The sequence below is a fragment of the Plantibacter sp. M259 genome (assembly GCF_006065115.1).
GTDB classification, from domain to species: domain Bacteria; phylum Actinomycetota; class Actinomycetes; order Actinomycetales; family Microbacteriaceae; genus Plantibacter; species Plantibacter auratus.
The window spans coordinates 2138283-2161036 of record NZ_CP040750.1 but is presented as its reverse complement, the minus strand read 5'-3'; the positions used below and the strand labels follow the sequence as shown (position 1 = coordinate 2161036).

At 70.6% G+C, this 22754-nt stretch carries 21 protein-coding genes and 1 pseudogene; 10 read left to right on the top strand and 12 right to left on the bottom strand.

Translation table 11 applies throughout. The annotated features are described in order from the left end of the window. The first annotated feature begins 36 nt into the window (after nt 1-36). The 8 genes from FGL15_RS09945 to FGL15_RS09910 all read left to right on the top strand — a co-directional run bounded on the left by FGL15_RS09945 (nt 37) and on the right by FGL15_RS09910 (nt 9146). Complete coding sequence (locus FGL15_RS09945; protein WP_138945908.1) at nt 37-765, top strand: alpha/beta hydrolase; 729 nt, start codon at nt 37-39, stop codon at nt 763-765. Nucleotides 766-1059: 294 nt separating this feature from the next. After that, the gene (locus FGL15_RS09940) at nt 1060-2412 is read left to right on the top strand and encodes a cytosine permease (protein WP_138945907.1); all 1353 of its coding nucleotides are present in this window, start codon (nt 1060-1062) and stop codon (nt 2410-2412) included. An 81-nt stretch (nt 2413-2493) separates the two neighbouring features. Then, nucleotides 2494-4047 carry a hydantoinase/oxoprolinase N-terminal domain-containing protein gene (locus tag FGL15_RS09935; RefSeq protein WP_138945906.1) on the top strand — a complete coding sequence of 518 codons (1554 nt, stop codon included), beginning with the start codon at nt 2494-2496 and terminating at the stop codon, nt 4045-4047. Next, a complete protein-coding gene (locus tag FGL15_RS09930) occupies nt 4044-5147 on the top strand; it encodes a DUF917 domain-containing protein (RefSeq protein ID WP_138945905.1) in 1104 nt (367 codons plus the stop codon). Before FGL15_RS09935 ends, FGL15_RS09930 begins: the two co-directional genes overlap by 4 nt. Continuing rightward, on the top strand, nt 5144-6304 hold the full coding sequence (locus tag FGL15_RS09925; RefSeq protein WP_138945904.1) for a DUF917 domain-containing protein: 1161 nt from the start codon (nt 5144-5146) through the stop codon (nt 6302-6304). The genes FGL15_RS09930 and FGL15_RS09925 overlap by 4 nt, the downstream gene beginning before the upstream one ends. A 17-nt stretch (nt 6305-6321) precedes the next feature. After that, complete coding sequence (locus tag FGL15_RS09920) at nt 6322-6576, top strand: DUF1016 family protein (RefSeq protein ID WP_138947265.1); 255 nt, start codon at nt 6322-6324, stop codon at nt 6574-6576. Between the two features lie 9 nt (nt 6577-6585). Continuing rightward, the gene (locus tag FGL15_RS09915; RefSeq protein ID WP_138945903.1) at nt 6586-7641 is read left to right on the top strand and encodes a DUF917 domain-containing protein; all 1056 of its coding nucleotides are present in this window, start codon (nt 6586-6588) and stop codon (nt 7639-7641) included. Continuing rightward, the gene (locus tag FGL15_RS09910; RefSeq protein WP_138945902.1) at nt 7638-9146 is read left to right on the top strand and encodes a CdaR family transcriptional regulator; all 1509 of its coding nucleotides are present in this window, start codon (nt 7638-7640) and stop codon (nt 9144-9146) included. Before FGL15_RS09915 ends, FGL15_RS09910 begins: the two co-directional genes overlap by 4 nt. A gap of 72 nt (nt 9147-9218) precedes the next feature. On the opposite strand, the gene pdxY is transcribed toward FGL15_RS09910, so the two are convergent. Further along, the gene (gene pdxY, locus FGL15_RS09905; RefSeq protein ID WP_138945901.1) at nt 9219-10067 is read right to left on the bottom strand and encodes a pyridoxal kinase PdxY; all 849 of its coding nucleotides are present in this window, start codon (nt 10065-10067) and stop codon (nt 9219-9221) included. A 170-nt stretch (nt 10068-10237) separates the two neighbouring features. On the opposite strand from pdxY, the gene FGL15_RS09900 reads away from it, so the two are divergent. Then, nucleotides 10238-11248: a diacylglycerol kinase family protein gene (locus tag FGL15_RS09900; protein WP_138945900.1), complete on the top strand. Its 1011-nt coding sequence runs from the start codon at nt 10238-10240 to the stop codon at nt 11246-11248. Nucleotides 11249-11259: 11 nt separating this feature from the next. On the opposite strand, the gene FGL15_RS20880 is transcribed toward FGL15_RS09900, so the two are convergent. From FGL15_RS20880 to FGL15_RS09890, 3 genes are read right to left on the bottom strand one after another with little or no spacing between them, the layout of a single operon-like run. Further along, nucleotides 11260-11661 (bottom strand): MFS transporter, encoded by a 402-nt coding sequence (locus tag FGL15_RS20880; protein WP_240773899.1) that lies wholly within the window; start codon nt 11659-11661, stop codon nt 11260-11262. Further along, nucleotides 11658-12602 carry an MFS transporter gene (locus FGL15_RS09895; protein ID WP_240773898.1) on the bottom strand — a complete coding sequence of 315 codons (945 nt, stop codon included), beginning with the start codon at nt 12600-12602 and terminating at the stop codon, nt 11658-11660. Before FGL15_RS09895 ends, FGL15_RS20880 begins: the two co-directional genes overlap by 4 nt. 10 nt (nt 12603-12612) lie before the next feature. Beyond that, complete coding sequence (locus FGL15_RS09890) at nt 12613-12891, bottom strand: hypothetical protein (protein ID WP_138945899.1); 279 nt, start codon at nt 12889-12891, stop codon at nt 12613-12615. 120 nt (nt 12892-13011) lie between these two features. Here FGL15_RS09890 and FGL15_RS09885 point away from each other — a divergent pair, with 120 nt between their 5' ends. Further along, on the top strand, nt 13012-13527 hold the full coding sequence (locus FGL15_RS09885) for a GNAT family N-acetyltransferase (RefSeq protein WP_138945898.1): 516 nt from the start codon (nt 13012-13014) through the stop codon (nt 13525-13527). Between the two features lie 242 nt (nt 13528-13769). On the opposite strand, the gene FGL15_RS09880 is transcribed toward FGL15_RS09885, so the two are convergent. The 8 genes and pseudogenes from FGL15_RS09880 to FGL15_RS09845 form a co-directional block, all read right to left on the bottom strand. After that, the gene (locus FGL15_RS09880) at nt 13770-15722 is read right to left on the bottom strand and encodes a hypothetical protein (protein ID WP_138945897.1); all 1953 of its coding nucleotides are present in this window, start codon (nt 15720-15722) and stop codon (nt 13770-13772) included. 10 nt (nt 15723-15732) lie between these two features. Continuing rightward, nucleotides 15733-16485, bottom strand: a complete 753-nt coding sequence (locus FGL15_RS09875; RefSeq protein WP_064295403.1) for an SDR family NAD(P)-dependent oxidoreductase — start codon at nt 16483-16485, stop codon at nt 15733-15735. Nucleotides 16486-16717: 232 nt separating this feature from the next. Beyond that, nucleotides 16718-17590: a phosphogluconate dehydrogenase C-terminal domain-containing protein gene (locus FGL15_RS09870; protein ID WP_079704514.1), complete on the bottom strand. Its 873-nt coding sequence runs from the start codon at nt 17588-17590 to the stop codon at nt 16718-16720. Then, nucleotides 17587-18384, bottom strand: coding sequence for a sugar phosphate isomerase/epimerase (locus tag FGL15_RS09865; RefSeq protein WP_138945896.1), 798 nt, complete (start codon nt 18382-18384; stop codon nt 17587-17589). The genes FGL15_RS09870 and FGL15_RS09865 overlap by 4 nt, the downstream gene beginning before the upstream one ends. Then, nucleotides 18381-19211, bottom strand: coding sequence for a triose-phosphate isomerase family protein (locus FGL15_RS09860; protein WP_138945895.1), 831 nt, complete (start codon nt 19209-19211; stop codon nt 18381-18383). Before FGL15_RS09860 ends, FGL15_RS09865 begins: the two co-directional genes overlap by 4 nt. After that, nucleotides 19211-19681 (bottom strand): ribose-5-phosphate isomerase, encoded by a 471-nt coding sequence (locus tag FGL15_RS09855; protein WP_064295405.1) that lies wholly within the window; start codon nt 19679-19681, stop codon nt 19211-19213. Before FGL15_RS09855 ends, FGL15_RS09860 begins: the two co-directional genes overlap by 1 nt. Next, nucleotides 19678-21461: pseudogene (locus FGL15_RS09850) on the bottom strand (dihydroxyacetone kinase family protein). Before FGL15_RS09850 ends, FGL15_RS09855 begins: the two are co-directional and overlap by 4 nt. Next, nucleotides 21458-22747, bottom strand: a complete 1290-nt coding sequence (locus FGL15_RS09845; RefSeq protein ID WP_205858742.1) for an MFS transporter — start codon at nt 22745-22747, stop codon at nt 21458-21460. The pseudogene FGL15_RS09850 and the gene FGL15_RS09845 overlap by 4 nt, the downstream one beginning before the upstream one ends. Nucleotides 22748-22754: the final 7 nt, after the last annotated feature.

The following is a 22754-nucleotide window of genomic DNA, read 5'->3' as shown; positions in this document are numbered from 1 at the left end:
GCGTAGAGTCGTCCCCAGCACCGATGGAGGAGGGCCATGCGACTGCACGTCGAGGAACGCGGGCACGGACCGGTCCGGATCGCCCTCATCCACGGGTTCCTGGCTGACGGAGCCGCATGGACCGACGTCGTCGCAGCGTCCGACCCGGAGCGGTACACGTTCCTGCTCGTCGACCTGCGCGGTCACGGCTCCAGCCCACGCGCCGATCGGACCCGGGGCGAGCGCTACGACATCGCCTCGCTCGCGGCCGACCTCGTCGACACGCTGCCGACCGGCCTCGACGCGATCGTGGGCCACTCCCTCGGCGGGCGGCTCCTCATCGACATCGTGGGGCCGCTCCGGCCGGCGCACGCGATCTACCTCGATCCCGGGTTCGGGCTGAAACTCCCCGGTCGCGGTTTCGGAGCCCGCCTGTTCTGGGCGATCCCAGGACTGCCGCGGCTCTTGGCCTGGCTGTACGACCGCACGGACCCCGCGACGGGGCCCGCGAACGTCGCGCTCGCCGAGGCCGCCCATGCCGCGTGGGACCGCTCGATGGTCGCGGAGGTGCTGCAGGACGTCGCAGCGAACCCCGTGACGCCGTCGGCGCCGACCGTCCCCTCGACGCTGGTGCTGTCGGACGACGCGAAGCTCGTCCTTCCGAGAGCCGACGTCGAGCGCTACGAACGGTTCGGCTGGACCGTCACGCGGTTCCCGGGGATCCGCCACGACATGGCGGCGCTTGACGGAGCACGGACCTTCGAGGTGATCCAGGCGTCGCTCTGAGCCGGCTCAGGGACCGAAGACAACCAAGCCGCCTTCCTCGGTCACTGAGCCTCCTTGCCCGGTCACTGAGCCTGTCGAAGTGCACACGGAGGACACCCCCTTCGACAGGCTCAGGGACCGGGTGGGTCGCTCAGGGACCGGGTGGGACGCCCAGGGACCGGGTGGGGCGGGGCGCCTGTGCAGAGTGCTGATATCGCGCGCAGATTCCTGCATCATGCACATTCTGCTGCGGGCGGGCCGTCAGTAACGTTGCCGCCACCCGCACCGCTCCCTCCCCCACTTCTGGAGACCAGCATGGCTCGCATGGCACACGCAGACGACTTCGCCCTGTCCCGCGTCCGTCCCGACGCACAGAAGCCCTGGTTCGGCATCGCCGTCCAGCGCTTCGGACAGGTGTCGGCCCTGTCCCAGTTCCTCCTCGGCGCCACCCTCGGCTACAGCATGACCTTCGGCGAGGCGTTCCTCGCCCTGCTCCTCGGCTCGATCATCCTCGAGGTGATCATGTGCATCGTCGGCATCATCGGCCAGAAGGAGGGCCTCAACACCGCCCTCCTCGCCCGCTGGACCGGCTTCGGCGAGGTCGGCGCATCACTCGTCGGACTCGCGATCGGCATCAGCCTCATCGGCTGGTTCGGCATCCAGAGCGCGATCTCCGCGGAATCGCTCGACGCCCTCCTCCCCGGCTTCATGCCGGTGTGGGCCTGGAGCCTCATCTTCGGCCTCGCCGTCACCGCCATCGTCGCCTACGGGTTCAAGGGCATGCAGTGGCTCGCGAACATCACCGTCCCGCTGTTCCTCATCCTCGTCGGCTGGTCGATCATCAGCGAACTCACCCAGCACGACTTCATGGAACTCGTCACCGGCCCGGCACCCGGGCCCACCATGAGCGTCTGGGCCGGCACCGGCATCGTCGCGGGCGGCCTCATCGTCGGCGCCATCATCACCGCCGACATGACCCGCTTCAACCGGTCCCGCGCCGACGTCATCAAGCAGACCGTCGTCGGCGTCTCGCTCGGTGAGTTCGTCATCGGCCTCTCCGGGGTCCTGCTCGCCCACGCCGCAGCGTCGGGCAACGTCGTCGCGATCGTCACCTCGTCGGTCGGGCTCATCGGCCTCATCATCGTCATCACCGGGACGCTCAAGATCAACGACTGGAACCTGTACTCGTCGACGCTCGGGCTGGTCAACTTCATCTCGACCGCGTTCGGCAAGAACCTCAACCGCGTGACCACCACCATCGTGCTCGGCGTGGTCGGCTCCATCCTCGCGGCGGTCGGCATCCTCGGTCAGTTCTCCGGCTTCCTCATCATCCTCGGCGTCGCCTTCCCGCCCATCGCCGGCATCATGGTCGCCGAGTACTTCATCGTGAAGCGCTGGCGCGGCGAGCTCGACGAGACCCGCGCCTCGGGCCGCCTGCCCACGACCGCTCCGCGCATCGTCCCGGCGACCATCATCATCTGGGCCGTGTCCGCGATCACCGGCTACTTCGTCACCTGGGGCATCCCGGCCGTCCTGTCGCTCATCCTCTCGATGGTGCTGTACATCGCCGCCGGGAAGCTCGGCCTGGTCCGCGGTGTCGGCGTCGCCCACACCTCGCAGATCGAGGCGGACGTGACGACGGACACCCCCGCCACAGCCTCGAGCTGACCCGCGGGACGCCCGTTCCGTCCCGCCAGACCGTTCCACCGCACACCGCTCCACCGCACCAACAGAAAGCGAACCCCTCATATGCACATCGGTATCGATGTCGGCGGCACCAACACCGACGCCGTGCTCATGGACGGCACCACCACCCTGGCGGCCGTCAAGCACGCGACCACCCCGGACGTGACCGACGGGATCGTCCAGGCGATCGGCGAACTGCGCAGCGGCCACCACTTCGACGGCGAGCAGATCACCGCGGTGATGATCGGCACGACGCACTTCATCAACGCCCTCGTGCAGGCCAAGCGGCTCGCACCCACCGCGGCCCTCCGCCTCGGACTCCCGGCGACCCGCGCACTGCCGCCGCTCGTCGATTGGCCGGCGGAGCTCGTCGAGGCGATCAGTGCACGCAGCTACCTCGCGCACGGCGGCTACGAGTTCGACGGACGCCCCATCTCGCCGATCGACCCCGACGAGCTGCGGGCACACGCCGACGACATGCGTGCGAACGGCATCCGCTCCGTCGCGATCTCCTCCGTCTTCAGCCCCGTCAACCACGACCTCGAGGTCGAGGCGGAGCGGATCGTCGGCGAGGTCCTCGGCCCGGACGTCGCCATCTCGCTCTCGCACGAGATCGGGCGCATCGGCCTCCTGGAACGCGAGAACGCGACGATCATCAACGCAGCCCTGCGCGAGCTCGCCTCGGAGATCGTCGACGGGCTCACCGCCGCCGTCCGGAAGCAGGGCATCGAGGCACCCATCTTCCTCAGCCAGAACGACGGCACGCTCATGGACGAGGACTACGTGCGCCTCTACCCCGTCGCGACGTTCGCCTCCGGCCCCACCAACTCGATGCGCGGGGCGGCACTGACGAGCGGGCTCGCGACCTGCGCGGTCGTCGACATCGGCGGCACCACGGCGGACATCGGTCTGCTCATCAACGGCTTCCCCCGCGAGACGGCGAACGAGGTCAAGGTCGCCGGCATCCGCACCAACTTCCGCATGCCCGACGTCCTGTCCATCGGCATCGGCGGCGGCAGCATCGTCGACGAGGAGACCGCCGAGGTCGGCCCGGCATCCGTCGGGTACAAGCTCATGACCGAGGCCCTCGTCTTCGGCGGCAGCACCCTCACGGCGACGGACATCGCCGTGGCGGCAGGCCGCGCGTCGATCGGCGACGCGTCGAAGGTCGCACACCTCGACCCGGTCTTCGTGGAGCGCGTCCTCGAGCGGATCGGCGAACGCATCGCCGAGGCCGTCGACCGCATGCGCACCTCCCCAGAGCCGATCCCCGTGGTGGCGGTCGGCGGCGGGTCGATCCTGCTCTCAGACGAACTCCCCATCTTCGGCGCCGTACACCGGCCCGACAACTACGCCGTGGCGAATGCCATCGGTGCTTCCATCGCGCAGGTCGGGGGCGAGATCGACAAGGTCTACGCCATCGAACCCGGCCGGCGTGAGGAGGCGATCGCCGAGGTCCGTGCCGAGGCGATCGACAAGGCGATCGCGGCCGGCGCCTCCCCCGCGTCGGTCGCGATCGTCGATTTCGACGAGGTCCCGATCCCCTATCTCCCCGGGAACGCCACGCGCATCCGGGTGAAGGCCGTCGGCGACCTCGACATGGGAGGCCTCCGATGAGCTGGACCATCTCGGCCGAGCTCATCCCCGGCCTCGCCCGCGGTGCAGCCGTCCTCGGGACCGGCGGTGGTGGCGACCCGTACATCGGCGCGCTCCTCGCCGCGCAGGCGCTCCGCGAGCATGGCGACGTCACCGTCGTCACCCTCGACGAGGTCCCCGACGATGCGCTCGTCCTCACCGTCGCGATGATGGGCGCCCCGACCGTCATGGTCGAGAAGCTGCCGAGCCTCACCGAGGTCGTCGCACCGGTCCACGCCCTCAGTGCCTCCCTCGGTCGCCCGGTCACCCACATCGCGTGCGCCGAGGTCGGCGGGGTGAACTCGACCATCCCGATCGCCGCAGCCGCAGCGCTCGGGCTCCCCCTCATCGACGCCGACGGGATGGGGCGGGCCTTCCCCGAGCTGCAGATGGTGCTGCCGACCCTGTACGGCATCGACGCCTCCCCGCTCGCGTTCAGCGACGAGAAGGGCAACACGGGCGTCCTCACGACCGTCGACAACAGCTGGACGGAACGCATCGCCCGCGTCGCGTGTGTCGAGATGGGCTGCTCGGTCATGATCTCCGGTTTCCCCATGTCCGGTGCGCAGGCGCGCGAGGCGCTCGTGGCCGACTCACTGTCGCTGTGCCGCGAGATCGGCGACGGCATCGAAGCGGCCCGAGCGGAGAAGGCCGACCCCGTGGAGCGGACCGTGCAGTTGCTCGGCGGTCGCGAGCTGTTCTCCGGCAAGGTCGTCGACGTCGAGCGCGCGACCACCACCGGGTTCGCCCGCGGTCGCGCCCGGATCGACGGCGTCGACGCGAGCCTGGAACTGTCGTTCCAGAACGAGCACCTCATGGCCGCGCTCGACGGCGTCACCCTCGTGACGACGCCCGACCTCATCATGGTGCTCGAGCACGACTCCGGCGAGCCCATCACCACCGAGGGGCTCCGCTACGGACAACGCGTCCGCGTGATCTCGGCACCGAGCGACGACCGCTGGCACAGCCCGGCGGCGCTCGCGATGGTCGGGCCGGGGTACTTCGGGTACGAGGTGCCGTCCCACCGCTTCGACGGCACGGCCGAGACGCCTGCGCCGGACGCACCGGAGGTCGCCGCATGAGCTGGACGCTGACCGCGGACGACCTGCCCGACCTCGCCCGAGGAGCCACCCTCCTCGGGACCGGCGGCGGCGGCGACCCGTACATCGGCATGATGCTCGTGAAGCAGGTGCTCGGCGACCGCTCCATCACGATCCTCGATCCCGACGACCTGGACGACGACCTCTTCGTCATCCCCACCGCGCAGATGGGCGCTCCGACGGTCATGGTCGAGAAGATCCCGGCCGGGTTCGAACCGACACTCGCCCTGCGGACACTCGAGGAGCACCTCGGGCGCACCGCCGACGCGACCATGCCGATCGAGTGCGGCGGCATCAACTCGATGATCCCGCTCATCGTGGCCGCCGAGACCGGGCTGCCGGTCGTCGACGCCGACGGCATGGGCCGGGCCTTCCCGGAGCTCTCCATGGAGACCTTCGCGGTCTACGGCGTGCACGGTTCGCCGCTCGCCATCGCCGGGGAACGCGGCGAGCGCGTGATCATCGACACCGGCGACGACGACCGACAGATGGAGTGGTTGGCGCGCGGCATCGCGATCCGCCTCGGCGGCGTCGCGCACATCGCCGAGTACGCGATGAGCGGGGCGGACGTGCGTCGCACCGCGGTGCCGCGGACGATCTCGATGGCGTTGGCCCTCGGCCGGGCGATCCGGGTCGCGCGCGAGGAGCACCGTTCGCCGTTCGCCGCCATCGCCGACACGCTCTCCACGACGCTCTACTCCCACGTGCGGGAGCTGTTCGTCGGGAAGGTGGCCGACGTGGAGCGTCGCACCACCGAGGGCTTCGCCAAGGGCACGGCCGTCATCTGGTCGGCCGACCCGTCGAGCTCCGAACGCCTGGAGATCTCGTTCCAGAACGAGAACCTCATCGCGCGATGGAACGGTGAGGTCGTCGCGATCGTGCCGGACCTCATCTGCATCGTCGACCACGAGACCGCCGAGCCGATCACCACGGAGGGCCTCCGCTACGGCCAACGCGTCCGAGTCCTCGGGATATCGACGCCGGCACTCATGCGCACGCCGGACGCACTGCGCGCCTTCGGACCGACCGCGTTCGGGTTGACGGAGCCGTTCGTCCCGGTGGAGGGCGAGGCGATGGCTGCGGAAGCCGCGGAAGCGTTCGCGTTGGCTACGGAGGGCGTTGCCGGAAACCACGGTTGATCGACAGCATCCGCTACATGCGTCGCTTCTCTGAGGCATGGCCAGACCCGTCGGCAATTCGCCAACGGCCCATTGGCGAATTGCCCTGGGGCCATGTGATCGAAATCCTCGGCAAACTCGACGACCAGGGGAAGCACGACTGGTGCGCGGCCACAGACGTGCATGACCCCTGCGGCCTATCCGTGCAGGCACACCAGATCACGACGCATCTGCACGAGCGGGAGGCGGCAGCTCCGACCAACTTCTCAAGCACCAGGGACTCCCGAGCCTAGGCTGAGGGCATGCCGACCCTCCTCGAGCGCGATCGCCTCCCCGCCCTGGCGACGGGGTTCGCGATCCTGGGCTCGGGAGGTGGCGGCGCGACGACGATGCTCGAGCTGGCGCTCCGCGACGAGCGCGCCTGGCCGTTCGAACTCCACAGCGTCGACGACCTCGACCCGGAGACCCCGTGTCTCGCCGTCGGCTTCGTCGGTTCCACGATGCTGCTCAGCGAGCGCCTCCCCGGCACGGATCCGTTCGGGCGGCTGATCGGGGCCGCGGAACGCTGGCTCGGACACCGCATCCCGGCCATCTGTTCGCTGGAAGGTGGCGGGGTCAACGGACTCACCCCCTTCGCGTTCGCCGCGGGGAGGACCATCGTCGACGCTGATCTGACCGGACGCGCCGTCCCCTCGCTCGACCAGATGTCGATCCTCGTGGACGAGGTCCCGGGCATCGTCGTCACCTGCGACACCGGCGCCGGCGGGGTCGCCCTCGTCGAGACCGAGCGTGCTCTCGACATCGAACGCGTCGTCCGCGCGGCGATCGTGCAGGCCGGCGGGAGCGGCGGCATGGTGTTCGCGGGCTTCACGGTCGGCGACCTCCGAGCGCACGCCATCGTCGGGAACGCCGCCCGGGCACTCGAGCTGGGCGGGGCGTTCCTCGCACGGATCGACGGCCCGCTGACCGCCCTGGCCGAGTCGCTGGGTGGACGGCTCCTCGCCGAGGGCCGGGTCAGCAGCATCGAGCCGGACTCACGGGACCCGCACGTGCTCACCTTCGGGATCGACGGGAGCAGTGGCGCGCTGCACCGTCTCGTCGCCCGCTCCGAGACGCTCGCGTTCATGACCGACGGACGACTCGAAGCCGCCGCGCCGGACCTCATCGTCGTGGTCGACGCGGTCTCCCGGGACATCCTCGAGGTCACGGCGATCTCGATGGCGAGACACGTCGCCGTCATCCGGGTCGACGGTCCGGACTGGTGGTCCGGCTCCCCGGAGCGACTCCGCCACGTGCTCCCGTCCGCCTACGGCCTGGACGAGCTCGACGAGGTCCGAACCGACGAGGTCCCGGCATGAGCGATCGCCTGCAGTTGGGTGCCCTCCTCGCGCACCCCGACAACGGCGGCGTGCGGCTCGTCGCCGGCCCGGCCGACGCCAATTGGGCCGGCGTGGTGGTCGAGACGAACGAGGCGGCCCTCCCCGAGGACGGCGCCGGTCGACTCGCCGTGGTGACCGGCGTCCCACCCACGAGGCCGTGGCAGCAGGACGCGCTCGTCCGTCGCACCCGGGATCGCGGCTTCCTCGCCCTGGCGATCCCGGAGGCCGACGGCTTCGGCACGGGGACGCGCGCGCTCGCCGACCGACTCGGCTTCTCGCTCCTGCACGTCGACCGACCGATGCTGCTCGCGAAGGCGTGCTGGCAGCTCGTCGAGGCCCGCGATTCCCTGACCCTCGGGTACGTCCGCAAGGTCGCGCAGTCCATCGAGTACCACGCCGAGGGCCTGGCCGACCTCCTCCGCCACCTCTCGACGAGCATCGGCCACGGGATCGCCCTCATCGACAGCGAAGGGGTCCTGCTCGAGGCCGGCGGGCGGTTGCCGTCCGAGGTGCACGCGGCGATCGACTTCGGCCCCTGGGTCGACCTGACGAAGGCCGGGCGGGGCGCGGCGGCGTCGGTCCGGGTGGACAGCCCGAGTCGGGAGGGCCTCCGGGTCGCGTTCTTCGGGGACGGCCTCGACGACCGACAACTGAGCGCGCTCGCGGTCGCCGCCGAGGTCGCCATGCCCGCCGTCGCGGCGCGGATCCTCATCGACGAGGTCGCAGAGGTCAGTGACGCGTCCGTGTCGTCCGGCGTCCTGCGGGACTTCGTGGACCTCCGAGGCCGCCCCGATCCCGACGTCGAACGCCGCATGCTCGAGCGGGGCTGGCGGACGACCGGCTACCACCTCGCGTTCCGCATCGTCGGCCGGAGCCGGGTGGACGCCCTGCAACTCCTCCGCTTCGTGACCGGCGCACTCGGGCGGATCGCCGTGGACTCCCATGCGACGACGAGCGGCCGCGGGGTGAGCGGTTGGCTGACCTTCGCCGAACCGCCGGAGCCACCGCAGGTCGAGCGGTACATCGCCGCCCTCCGCGACCTGCACGTCGAGGCGCGGCGCTCGTTCAACGTCGCGACGGCCGTCGGATCGATGGCGAGCGGATCGGCGGGTCTCACCTCCTCACTCGGGGAGGCGTCCGACGCTGTGCGCATCGCCGCGAACCGGTCCACGACGGGCTGGTTCGTGCGGGTCGACGGTCTCGGCCTGGAACAGCTGCTGCTCGCCTGGACCGGGAACGACACCTTCGTCCCGGCTGCGCGGTCGCTCCTCGCGCCGTTGCAGACCGGCAACGGCGAGCTGCTGACGACGCTGTCCGCCTACCTCGACCACGAGTCCGCAGTCGCGCCGACGGCCGCCGCACTCGGGTTGCACCGCAACACCGTCGCGACGCGGATCACCCGCGCGCAGGAGCTCCTCGGCGTCGACATGGCGGACCCGGAGGTGCGCCTCGCGCTCCACCTCGCCTGCCGCGCTGTCCGTTGAGCGTGGGCGCTGAGTCGCCCAGAACTGTGCGGAAATCGCCCGGATCCGAACAGATCCGGGCGACTCAGTGGCTCAGACCGCCGTCGCGGTGAACTGCATCCGTGGGTTCGCGTAGCAGTCCTGCGCCTCGACGAGCTGCAGCTCGCGCTGGCCGGAGCGGTACGTGAGCTCGACGAGGTCGAACACACTCGACGCCGTGCGCTCCAGGGCGAGCTTCGCGTCGCGGGTCTCGCCATAGTGGGCGGCGAACAGGGCGGCCGTGACGTCGCCGGACCCGTTCGCCTTGAACGGCAGCAGCGGCGTCTGGACGATCCACCGACCGGCGCCGTCCACGACGAGCATCTCGATCGTCTCGGGGTCGCGGTCGGGACGCTCGACGCTCGTCACCAGGACGACCGACGGGCCCATCTCGCGCGCCAGCTCGACCGACGCCAGCGTGGACTCGAGCGACGCGGGCTCGGTGCCCGTGAGGAAGCCCAGCTCGAACTGGTTCGGCGTGATGATGTCGGCGTTCGGCACGACGCGGTCGCGCAGCAGGTCGGGGATCTCCGGGGCGACGAAGCAGCCGGACTTCGCGTTGCCCATGACCGGGTCGCACGCGTACAGCGCGTCGGGGTTCGCCGCCTTGACCCGCTGCACCGCGTCCACGATGACGTCGCCGATGCCGACGCCACCCTGGTAGCCCGAGAGCACGACGTCGATCTGCGGGAACGCACCGCGCTCCTCGACACCGGTGATGACCTCGCCGACCTGCTCGGGCGAGATCAGGGGCCCGCGCCACGCGCCGTACCCGGTGTGGTTCGAGAAGTTCACCGTGTTGACCGGGATCACCTCGACGCCGATGCGCTGGAGGGGGAACACGGCCGCGGAGTTGCCGACGTGCCCGTAGGCCACGGCTGACTGGATGGAGAGGATCTTCACGATGTCGCAATCACGATGGGGAGGCCGCCGCGGACACTGCGTTCGTGGCGGGCATGGACGGTGCCTGCAAGGACTCAACGATACTCTTCCGCCGCCTACAGAACCCACGTGCTGCGTCAACCCGTGAGCGGGATCCCCCTCACCCGCGTCTCCGCTCCTATGCTGATCGGATGACGACTCCTGAGAGCACGACCACGCCGAGCGACACCACGGCGACCAAGACCGCCGCCGTCATCTACAACCCCGTGAAGGTCGACCTCGACGCACTCCGGGAGTCGGTCGACCGCTCCGCCGCCGAAGCGGGTTGGGGCGAGTCGCTCTGGTTCGAGACGAGCGTCGACGACGTCGGCCAGGGCGTCACCGCCGAGGCGATCGCCGCGAAGGTCGACCTCGTCATCGCGGCCGGCGGCGACGGCACGGTCCGCGCGGTCTCCGAGGCGTTGCGGGGCAGCGGGATCCCCCTCGCGCTCCTCCCCTCCGGCACCGGCAACCTCCTCGCCCGCAACCTCGACCTCACCCTGAACGACCTCCCGGGCTCCGTCGTCACGGCGTTCACCGGCGACGACAAGCCCATCGACCTCGGCGTCATCGACATCGAGCGCGCCGACCACTCGCGCGACCGCCACGTGTTCGTCGTCATGGCCGGCATGGGCATCGACGCGAAGATGATCAAGAACACCGACGACGACCTCAAGGCCAAGGCCGGCTGGGCCGCCTACGTCGATGCGATCGTGAAGTCGCTGCGCGACCCCGACGAACTGCACCTGCGGTTCCGCATCGACGACGAGCCACAGACCCGCGCGACCGTCCACACCGTCATCATCGGCAACTGCGGTTCACTGCCGGCCAACATCCTGTTGCTGCCGGACGCGGTCGTCGACGACGGCCTGTTCGACCTCATGTTCATGCGCCCCGGCGGGATCCTCGGGTGGATCCGCATCTGGGCGAAGGTCGCCTGGGTGAACGGCGTCCTCCGACGCACGAAGGCGGGCAAGGCCCTCGCCGGCAAGCAGAAGGACGACGGCGACCTCCGGTACGGCACCGCGAAGCGCTTCGTCGCCCGCATGTCGAAGCCGGAGGAGATCGAACTCGACGGCGACGGCTTCGGCAAGGCCGTCGCGATCAACACCTGGATCGAGCCGGGTGCCCTCACCGTCCGCGTTCCGGCTGCGGCGGAATAGCTCGGGCGCCCTCAGCTCACCGATGTGCGTGGGGTGACCCGCCGGGCCCAGAGCAGCACGGGGATCAGCAGGAGGGCGAGCACGCCGCCCGCGATCGACAGCGCGCCGTAGCCGACACCCGCCATGACGACGCCGGACATGACACCGGCTCCGGCACCGGCGAGCGCGATGAGGACGTCGAGCGTGCCCTGGGTGCGTGCCCGGTTGGCGGGCACGGTGTGGTCGACGACGAGCGCGGTGCCCGCGATGAGCCCGAAGTTCCAGCCGAGTCCGAGGAGGGCGAGCGCCAGGATGAGCAGGCCGAGCGAGTCCGCCGGCGCGAGGGCTCCCGTGACACCGGAGAGCAGGAGGGTCACCCCGGCGGCGATCGCCATCGGGGTGCGGCCGATGCGGTCGACGAGGACGCCGGTCACGAGCGAGGGAGGTACATCGCGGCGATGTGGATCCCGATCACGAGCCCGACCTCGCCGAGGCCGTGGTGGTGGGCCCGCATGTGGACCGGGGTCATGGTCATCACCGCCACCATGGCGATCTGCGTGACCACCATGACCGCGGCGCCGATATAGGCACCGACGCCGGGACGCGGGCGTGCGGCGGTCGTCGGCGACACCTGCTTCGACCCCGCCTGCTCCGCGGCGGTCTGCTCCGCGGCGGTCTGCTCCACCTCCAGCTGCGCGAGCTCGGCGTCGAGACGGCGGGCGAGGAGGAACGGGTCGGGTCGGAGCAGCACGAGGAACGCCGTCCCGGCCGCGAGGTAGGCGACAGCGGCGAGGAGGAACGGCCCGGCGAGCGACGGCAGCCCGAGGCCGGTCGCGAACGCTCCCAGCGGCTCGACGAGGTTGGGTCCGGCGACGGCGCCGAGCGTCGTCGACACCATCGCGACGCTGATCGCCGAACCACGTCGGGCCGGGGTCGCGAGGTCGGTCCCTGCGTAGCGCGCCTGGAGGTTCGTGGCCGTGCCCGCGCCGTAGACGAAGAGGGACAGGAAGAGGAGCGGCACCAGGGCGGTGGTGGCGGCGACGACAACGCCGATCGCGCCGACGCCGCCCGCCGCGAATCCGAGTCCGAGCCCGATGCGCCGGCCGAGCCGCTGGGTCACGCGCCCGACGAGGAAGGCGGTGAGCGCGGAGCCGAGGGTCAGGAGCGCGGCTGCGACGCCCGCGAGGCTCATGCTGCCGAGGACGTCCTGCACGAGGAGCGCCCCGACCGTCACCCCGGCGGCCAGACCGGCGCCGCCGAGAACCTGGCTGATGACGACGACCGTGAGCGTCCGCCGCTGCACGCGGGCGCGCTCGGCGGCGATGACAGCTCTGGCGTCGGTCTCCCGGGAACCGCTCTCGCCGCGCTGGCTCATGCTCGGGCCGTCAGCGTCGCGTGGAGATGCGACCGTAGGCGTCGACCGTCACGATGAGCGACTCGACCTTGCGGTTCACGACGCGGATGATCACGACGATGAGCCAGAGCCCGCCGGTGATGAGCGTCAGGATCAGGTTCCAGAACCAGCCGATGCGCTTCTGTCGCTGCAGCACGGCCTGCTGGCCCTGCACCGACGACACCGTCCAACCGCGCGCGGCGTAGCGTGCGACTTCGGCGTTCAGGACGGCGGTGAGCTGCTCCATCGGGAGCGGAGTGGAGGAGGACATGCCTCGAATCTACCCGTCTGGAGCTGCGGACCCATCGGTCCCTGCACCCAACACCCATCGGTCCCTGAGTCGCACACCACCGGTCCCTGAGCTTGTCGAAGGGCGCTCTACGATCGATGTATGCGCATCCGTCTCGCCGAACCCGCCGACCTGCCTGGCGTCCTCGCCATCCACACCGACGCCGTCGCGAACGGTGTCGCGATCTGGACGGAGGTCACGCCCGACCTCGCCGAGCGCGAGGCGTGGCTCGCCCGCCACCAGGAGCCGGGTCGGGTCGCACTCGTCGCCATCGCTGACGGGCCCGACGACGCACTGCCCGAGGGTGGCGTCCTCGCCTACGGCAGCTACGGCCCGTACGCCGCGAAGGACGGATACCGTCACACCGTCGAGAACTCCGTCTACGTCCACCCCGACGCACAGGGGCGCGGCCTCGGCAAAGCGCTCATGGTCGAGTTGCTGGACCGCGCCACGGCCGACGGCCACCACGTCATGCTCGCCCTCATCGAGGCCGAGAACACCGCATCGATCGCCCTGCACACGAAACTCGGGTTCGAGCAGGTCGGCCTGCTGCCGGAGGTCGGGACGAAGTTCGGTCGCTGGCTCGACCTCGCCATCCTGCGTCGCACGCTCGCCTGAACCCTTCCGCCGGTTCACAACTCCTGCTCGCGTCGGTCGCACGTTCGCAGATCGGCTCAGCCCCGGCGTGCCGCTGCGCTCCCGCGACGAACTGCAGGAGTTGTGAACCGGCGGGAAGCTCGGCGAGGCGTCCTGCCGGCTGAGGCGCTCCGACCCGGATGCGCTGCGCACAACCCCTGCTGGTCGGTCAGAACACCGCCCAGGAGCAGCCCGACCCCGGGTACGCGCCCGGGATGCAGGAGTTACGAACCGGGGACGGGACCCGAGACGACCACCCGGGCGACCGCACCCGCAGCAAGGTCCACGGTGTGCGACTCGGGCGCACCGGTCAGGACGACCCGGACCGGTGTCTCGCCGAGGTTGCCGAGGATCACGACGGTCTCGCCGGCGGCGTCGACGGCGGCGATCGCGGTCACACCGGCCGACGAGACAGACGGCACGGCGACGGGCGACCCGGCACCGAGCGACACCCCGCCGATCTCGACGGCGACGCGCTGTCGGCCGCTGAGTTCGGCGATCCACTCGAGCGCCCGTCCCGCAGCCGTCAACGTCCCGTCGGCCGCGACGAGCCCACGCGGTCCGGTCGCCTCGAAGTACGACAGCGACTCGACACCCGGGACGGCCAGCGCCGCGACACTGCCGACCACCCACGCGCCGAGTGCCTCGGCCGACTGCCGGTCGTCCGTCGCGCCGGGTACGTGCTCCGCGCCGAAGCCCGCACGGAGTTCCGGGTCGCTGGCGTCGCCCGCGCTCGCCCGCGTGGTGGCGACCGCGTTGTATCGGGCGCCGAGCGTGACCGGGCCGACGTGCAGCGGGCGGCCGTCGGCGATCCTCACGGCGTCCGCGACGACGACGGCCTGCATGCCGAGCGACTCGACGAGCTGGTGCCCGCCACGGTCGTGCATGAACGGCGTGATGCTGAGGGCCACCGGGCCCGCCCAGCGCTCGAGACGCGCGTGGTTGCGGTTGAGCTCCGTGAAGTGCGCGCGCGTGCCGCCGACGAGCTCGGGGTGCGGCGTCGGGCCCTCGGCCCACAGGGCCTGCAGGACGTCGCCGAGCGTGGTCAGCAGCGTGACCTCCGAGAGGTGGGTACGGCGATGGAACGCCCCGACGCGCACGACGGGCACGGCCGCGTCGCGGAGCCGTCGCAGCACCGGCTCGGCCTCCTCGCCCGTCCCGAGCACGAGTCGGAGGTCGAGGGGTCGGGAGCCGGCCTGGCGCACGGCGCGGTCGAGGATGGCCGGCCAGTCCGGGTTGGTCGGGTCGATCTCCACGAGGATCCCGGCGATCGTGTCCGGGACGACCGCACCAGCGCGTCCGCCGTCGGGGTCGCTCGAGACCGAGGTCGAGATCGTCGGGACGACGCTGTCGAGCGGCGCGCCGATCCGCCCTTCGACAGGCTCAGGGACCGGGTCTGCTCGCTTGCCCGCGAGCTCCGTCTCGGGCACGACGGTCACGGCGAGCGGCGTCGCCAGTGGGGCGTCGGCGCGCTCGGCAGCGTCGACCCACGCACAGCTGACCTCGACGGACTGCTCCACGACGTCACCGACCGCCAGCGCCACGGGGAACGGCAACGAGAGCGGCGTCGAGTAGGTCTTGAACGAGGCGTCGGTCCAGTTGCGCTGGTCCTCCATCTCGAACACGTCACCGCTGAAGCGGGCCATGGTCGCGATGCGGTCGCCGGTCCAGGCCAGGGACTCGATGCGGATCGCCGGCTGATGCGGAGCGACGCGCTCCGGAAGGCGCGTGGTCGTCGTGGACCCCTCCGGGTGGCCGACGACGAGCTCGGTGCCGGCGAGGGCCGGTGACTGCAGCACGATGAGGCCGATGCGCGCGCGGCGGAACGCGGCGGTCACCTCGGCCCGGACGGCGACCCGCAGTGTCGACGCACCGAGGTCGACCGACAGGGACCAGGCGACGACCTCGCCGTCGTCACCGGCGCGGCCGCGCAGATGCAGGCCGCTCGTCGTGTGGTCGACCGCGTCGACGATGACGGGCAGCGTCTTCCAGTCCTGGTCGCGGACGACGAAGCGGATGCTGCGCAGCACGAGCTCGCCGTCGAAGGCGATGTCGTCCAGCTCCGACCCGCGGAGCGAGGCCGACCAGGGCCCCCGGCCGACGGCGAGGGCATCACGCTCGCGGTCGAGCAGGAGGTCGGATGCGACGCGGAAGGTGGTTCCCGAACGCGAGGTCATGATCGTCGGCTCAGAGGCTCGTCATGCCGCCGTCGACCCGGAAGGTCGCTCCGGTGGCGAAGCTCGACTCGTCGCTGGCGAGGTACACCATGATGCCCTCGACGTCCGAGGCCTGGCCGGGACGACCGAGTGGGATGCGGCCGACGATCGCGGCGCGGGACTCGGGGTCGCCGGAGATCGCGGTGACGAGCGGGGTCTCCGTGTAGCCGGGGACGACGGTGTTCACGCGGATCCCCTGATCGGCGTAGGCCGCGGCGACGGTCCGGCCGAGGCCGTGGATCCCGGCCTTGGTGGAGCTGTACGCCGTGAAGTCGGCGCCTTCGCCGTTGAGACCGGTCGGGCTGCCCGTGAGGATGATCGAGCCGCCCCGGCCGAGCATGGCGCGGACGGCGTGCTTCGTCGTGAGGAAGGTGCCGGTGAGGTTGATGTCGACCGTGCGCTGCCAGACCTCGAGGTCGAGGTCGGCGATCTTCGCGTCCTGGCCGAAGAGCTGCACGCCGGCGTTCGCGACGACGACGTCCGGGGTCTTGCCTGCTGCGTCCATGACCGCGAAGGCGGCCTCGACGCTCGCTTCGTCGGCGATGTCGAGTCGCACGGCGATGGCGGTCGGGAAGGGTGCCGCAGCATCGCGGGCGGCCTGGATGTCGCGGTCGGAGAAGACGACGGCGGCGTCCTCCCGCGCGAACCGTTCGGCGACCGAACGTCCGATCCCCGATCCGGCGCCCGTCACGAGCGCGGTCTTTCCTGCAAGTCGTCCAGTCATCGTCGCCTGTCTCTCGTGCGGTGTTGCGGGGGTGGTGTCGCGGGTGTCGCAGTGGCTGTCGCGGGTGGTGCATCGGGTCGTCTGCAGCCTATCCGGCACAACCGGTTGACCGCATGTGACGTCGGAATTGTCTGGTGCAGGATTCCCCAACTCAGGAGCCGGTGGGCGTGTCGGCCCGCCATGGGGGGCAGCGGACCGACACGCCGAAGCGCTCCTGAGTTGGGGAAGTGGGTTACCGCTCGATCTTGTCGAGGTGGAGCATGGCGGCGAGGTTCTTGTCGAGCTCGTCGTCCTGGAAGACCTTCTTCCAGTCGTCCTTGATGATCGCGCTGCGGCCGTAGTCCATCGCGATGAGGCACGCGTCGGAGAACGGGTTGTCGCCCTTGAGCGAGTTCGCGAGGGCGACCTGCGTGTGGCCGAGCAGGATCGCACGAGCGGCCGGCTCCGGCACGCCCATGGTGTTGACGGCCTCGTCGAGCGACTCCTTGAGGAGCGCACCGATCATGCAGGCGATCGTCTCGACGAGGGTCGGCTCGAGCTGCGCGAGCTGCTTGACCGTGACCCAGTGGACCTCGCCGACGGGGGCGAAGATCGCCCGGACGACGGCCTCGACCTGCGCCTGCTTCTCAGCGTCGTCGGATTCGATCGCCGCGATGGCGTCCTGGAGGGCGGCGATGCCACCGAAGGTGTCCGCGTACTCCTCGGGCGTGTGGCGCTCGACGAAGACCGACGGGTGGCAGGGGTGCGTGACGGCCTGGATGACGTCGTCGCGACGCGTCAGCAGACCCGCGTACGCTGCGGCCGGGTCGAGCGTGAGGAGCACGGCGCCCGACTTCATGAGCGGGACGACGCCGGCGGACACGGCCTTCAGGGCGAGGTCCGGGACGGCGAGGATGACGACGTCGGCGTCGGTGACGGCCGCGTCGGTCTCGGTGAGCTCGCGACCGGCCTCGGTCACACGCTCCTGGCCGGCGGGCGAGACCTCGCTGTAGAAGACGGTGTGGCTGGTCTTCACGAGGTTGTTCGAGACGCGCATGCCCATCTTGCCGCCCGCGCCGATGACGGCGATGGTGAGCTGGTCCGCGACGGTGGTGGTGTCGGTCATGATCTTCCTTCTCTCAGGTACTGCAGGTTGTGTGCGGTCCACGTGCGCTCGAGCTCGATCGTCTCCATGATGGAGTCGCCGAACGGGAGCCAGTGTTCGATGATCTGGTTGACACCGCGCTCGTCCGGTCGGACGACGGCGGTGAGGGCGGGGTAGTCGAGCAGGCCGGTGCCGAGCGGGGCACCCTCGAGGGTGAAGCCGACCCAGCCGCCCCGGCGGGTGAACGCGAAGTCCTTGACGTGGATGTTCCGGACATACGGAGCGGTGCGCTCGATGACGTCACTCGGGTGCTCGAGCCGGGCCACGGTGTTGGCGGGGTCGAGGCAGATGCCGAGGTTCGGGTGGTCGACGGCGGTCACGAGGTCGACGAGCTCCTGCGACGACAGCTGCTCGTAGGTCTCGAGCGCGATCGTCACGCCGGCCGCCTCGAACGCCGGGAGCACCGCGCGGAGTCGATCGACGGCGTCGGTGTGGGACGGCCGGTCGTCGCCGGAGGTGGCCATGCTGCGCAGGAGCTTCGCGCCCAGCATGGTGGCGATGTGGAGGAAGCGTTCGAGGTGCGCGACCGCGATCCCCTTCGTCCCGAGTTCGAGGGTGACCCCGCGCTCGCGGGCGACCTCGGCGATCCGGCGCAGCTCGTCGTCGGACATCGACTCGATGCGGGCGTCGTCGCAGATCTGGAACAGCTCGACGCCGGCGTCGGCCGTGCGCTCGATCATGCCGATGACGCTCAAGCGCTCGGGAGCGAGCTCGGAGCCCTCCCAGAAGAAGGTGTAGGTGCCGAAGCCGATCATGCTGTCCTCGGTCCCTGAGCCTGTCGAAGGGTGCCATCCTGAGCCTGTCGAAGGGCCTCGTCGAGCACGGCCTCGAGCGCCGCGACGTCGTGGGCGAAGCGTCCGAGGAACACGCCGTCGACGTCGTCACCGAGAGCGGTGAGCAGACCGGGACCCGCACTGCCGCCGTAGATCACGGAGCTGCCGACCCGGTCGGGCCGCTCGGCGATCGATTGCTTCAGGATCGCGCCGACGGCCCGTACGTACTCAGCAGACGCGGGTTCAGCCGCACCGATCGCCCACACGGGCTCGTAGGCGACGATCACCGGTCCCGCCACGGCGTCGGCGAGCGCGGAGTCCAGCTGGCGCACGCACTCCGCCGCAGCCGCCTCGGGCGTCGTGCGCTCGACCTCGCCGATGCAGAGGACCGGCGAGAGGCCGTTGCGGAGGGCAGCGGCGGTCTTCTCGGCGACGACCTCGTCGGTCTCGCCGAAGAGGGAGCGGCGCTCCGCGTGGCCGACCTCGACCACGGCGACGCCGACCTCGGCGAGCTCGGGGCCGCCGACCTCACCGGTGAACGCGCCACGGTCCGCGCTCGCGAGGTCCTGTGCTCCGACCAGCACGCCCGTCCCGGCGAGGGCCGCCACCGACGGTGCGACCGCGAGGTAGCCGGGGATGACGAACAGTCGCACGCGACCATCGACCACGGCCTCGTGCCGACGGGCCAAGGCGCCCACCTGCTCGATCCACTCGAGGGTCTGCGCGTGGCCGAAGTACATCTTCAGGCTCACTCCGACCACGCGGGGCGCGGTCGACGCAGGCACGGCCGACGGGAACGGGGTGGTCATCAGCAGGAGCCCGTCGCCTCGTACTCACCGATGACGGCGACCTTCTCGGCGCTCGCGCTGGTCTCGTCGAAGCGGTAGGTGAGCCACTCGCGGACGAGGCGGCGGGCGAGCTCGATGCCGATGACGCGCTGGCCCATCGTCAGGACCTGCGCGTTGTTGCTGAGGACACCGCGCTCGACGGAGAAGCTGTCGTGTGCCGTGACGGCGCGGATGCCGGCGACCTTGTTGGCGGCGATCGCGACGCCCAGACCGGTGCCGCAGAAGAGGAGCGCACGGTCGGCCTGGCCGGACGCGACGAGTTCCGCTGCGGCGATCGCGACGCGCGGGTAGGCGGTGTGGCCGTCGGCGTCCACGCCCACGTCGACGAGCGAGGCGACGCCGTCGTGCTGCTCGAGGTCGCGCTTGACGATCTCCTTGTAGTCGAACCCGGCGTCATCCGAGCCGATGACGATGCGCAGCTGATCGGTCATGCGTGTACTCCTTCGTTGGTGGTGGTGCTGGTGGAGCCGTCCGGTGCAGTGGTGCCGGCGGCGCGCTCGAGGACGGGGACGATCGCCGTGACGATCAGGCCGAACGAGTAGGCACCGGCGTCGACGGTACCGAGACTCTTCTCGGCGTGCGGACGGGCGCGGCCCATCTTCGGCAGGAGGTCCGCCGTCTCAGCGGCAGCGGTGGAGGCAGCCGCGGCGGCGGTCGTCCAAGCGGCGGCGAGGTCGGAACCGTCGGCGACGGCTGCGCTCAACGTGGTGGTGAACGGCACGAGCGCGTCGACCATCGTCTTCTGTCCGACCTCGGCCTTGCCGAACGACATGATGCCGTCGACCGCGGCCTGCACGCCGGTCGCGACGTCGGCGCGCCCTGGTGCGACCTCGTCACCGAGGGCGGTTCCGACCGAGCGGAGGGCGAGGCCCCACAGGGCGCCGGACGTGCCGCCAGCGCGGTCCGCCCAGGCGTCGCCGGCCAGGTGCAGGACGGTGTGGGCACCGGCCCCGGCATCGGCGGCGGCGTGCGCGGCGGTGACGGCGGCACGAGCACCGCGCTGCATGCCGATGCCGTGGTCGCCGTCACCCGCGACGGCGTCGATCCGTCCGAGCTCCTCGACGTTCGTGTCGATGACCTGGACCAGCGCGTCGAGGGCCTCGACCACGACCGCGGCGGCGGCCCGCGACTCGTCGGTGGACTCGGGGATCTCGGCTGCCGTCTCGGCGACGAGCTCCGAGGGGTCGAGCTGCTCGGCCGCTGCGACGACGCCCTTGCGGTAAGCGGGGTGTCGGCACCGGCAGCCCAGAAGCCCTCGAGCTCCTCGTCCAACCAGAAGAGGGTCAGCGAGACGCCAGCCATGTCGAAGCTCGTGACGAGCTCGCCGACCTCGGGGTCGACGATCTCCACCCCTGCGGCCTCGAGCTGCGCGGCGACCGCACGGTAGACGACGAACAGTTCCTCGTACTTCACGGAGCCGAGCCCGTTGAGGATGACGCCGACGCGAGCGCCCGTGGCCTCGGAGACACCCTCGGGCAGTTCCGCGAGCAGCGAGGAGACGAGCAGGGTGGCGAGTTCATCGGCCGTCGGCACGTCGGTCTCGTCGATGCCGGGCTCGCCGTGGATGCCCATGCCGACCGCCATGCGCCCCTCGGGCACGGTGAACAGCGGCTCGGTCGCGCCCGGCAGGGTGCAGCCGCTGAATGCGACACCGAAGGACCGCGTGCGCTCGTTCGCGTGGGTGGCGACGCGGACGACCTCGTCGAGGTCGTAGCCCGCCTCGGCCGCAGCGGCGGCCGACTTGAAGACGGTGAGGTCGCCCGCGATACCGCGACGTTTGTGCTTCTCGGCGAGGGGCGCGCTCGAGATGTCGTCGGTGACGGCGACGCTGCGGGTGGGGATGCCCGCCGCGTTCAGTGCGTCCTGCGCCTGGGTGAAGTGGAGCACGTCGCCCGCGTAGTTGCCGTAGCTGAGGAGGACGCCGCCCCCTCGCTGCGCTGCCTTCGCGACCGATTCGACCTGGTGGGCGGACGGCGACGCGAACAGGTTGCCCATCGCCGCACCGTGCGCGAGGCCCTGGCCGACGATGCCGCCGAACGCCGGGTAGTGGCCGGAGCCACCGCCGACGACGAGCGCGACCGTGCCCTCGGGCGTCCGGGTGCTCCGGACGACGCCACCGGTCACGCGCCGGACCTGGTTGCGGTTCGCGGCGACGAAGCCGTCGATCATCTCGTCGGCGAAGTCCGCCGGGTCGTTGAAGAGCCGCGTCATCGGGTCTTGCCCGTCAGATCGTCGTGCGAGACCCGCAGCTCGCGAGAGCTCCGCTGCTTCGAGAGGATCACCATGAGCGTGGCGGAGATCATCATGAAGCCACCGACGATGAACATCGGGACGACGTACTGCGGGGTGTCGCCGACCTTGGTGAGGTCCGCGACGGCACCGGTGATGTACGGCGCCGAGAACCCGGCGAGGTTGCCGACCGTGTTGATGAGTGCGATACCAGCGGCCGCTGCTGCACCGGTGAGGAACTGCGTGGGCAGCGTCCAGAAGTTCGGCAGCGCGGCGAAGATCGCCATGGCGGTGACCGCGATGATCGCGATGGTGAGGGCGGGCGAGTTGGCGAAGAGCGCGAGCGGGATGCTCACGGCACCGACGATCGCGGGAATCACGATGTGCCAGGTCTTCAGGCCACGGCGCGTCGCGTCACGAGACCAGAAGTACAGGGCGATGGCGGCCGGCACGTACGGGATCGCCGTGATGAGGCCCTTCTGCATGACGTTGAACTCGGTCCCGAACGTCTCCTGGAAGCCCTCGATGATCGTGGGGAGGAAGAAGCCGAGCGCGTAGAGGCCGTAGATGAAGCCGAAGTAGATGAACGCGAGCATCCAGACGCGACCGCTCGTGAACGCGTGCTTGAGGCTGACGTGGCCCTGCTTCTGCTCGGTGGTGGCCTTCTCGTGTGCGAGGGCCGCCGTGAGCCAGACCTGCTCCTCGGTGGTGAGCCACTTGGCGTCCGCGGGGCGGTCCTTCAGGTAGAACCAGGCGATGACTCCGATGAGGATGGCGGGGAGTCCGACGCCGAGGAACATGAAGCGCCAGCCCTCGAGGCCGAAGAACACGCCGTGCTGGCCGATGAGCCACCCGGCGAGGGGTGCGCCGATGACGGTGGTGAGCGGCTGCGCCAGGTAGAAGAGGGCGAGGATCTTGCTGCGGTGCTTGGCCGGGACCCAGAGGCTCAGGAAGAGGATCGCGCCGGGGAAGAAGCCAGCTTCGGCGACACCGAGAACGAAGCGGAGGATCGCGAGCTGTTCGAAGTTGGCGACCCAGGTGAACAGGACCGCCACGATGCCCCAGGTGACCATGATGCGGGCGAGCCAGCGACGGGCACCGAACTTGTTGAGCGCGAGGTTGCTGGGCACCTCGAGCAGGATGTAGCCGATGAAGAAGACGCCGGAAGCGAAGCCGAACTGGGCGGCGGAGAGCGCGAGGTCCTCGTTCATGCCGTTGGGGGCGGCGAAGCCGATCGCGGTGCGGTCCAGGTAGTTGATGAAGAACATCAGCGCC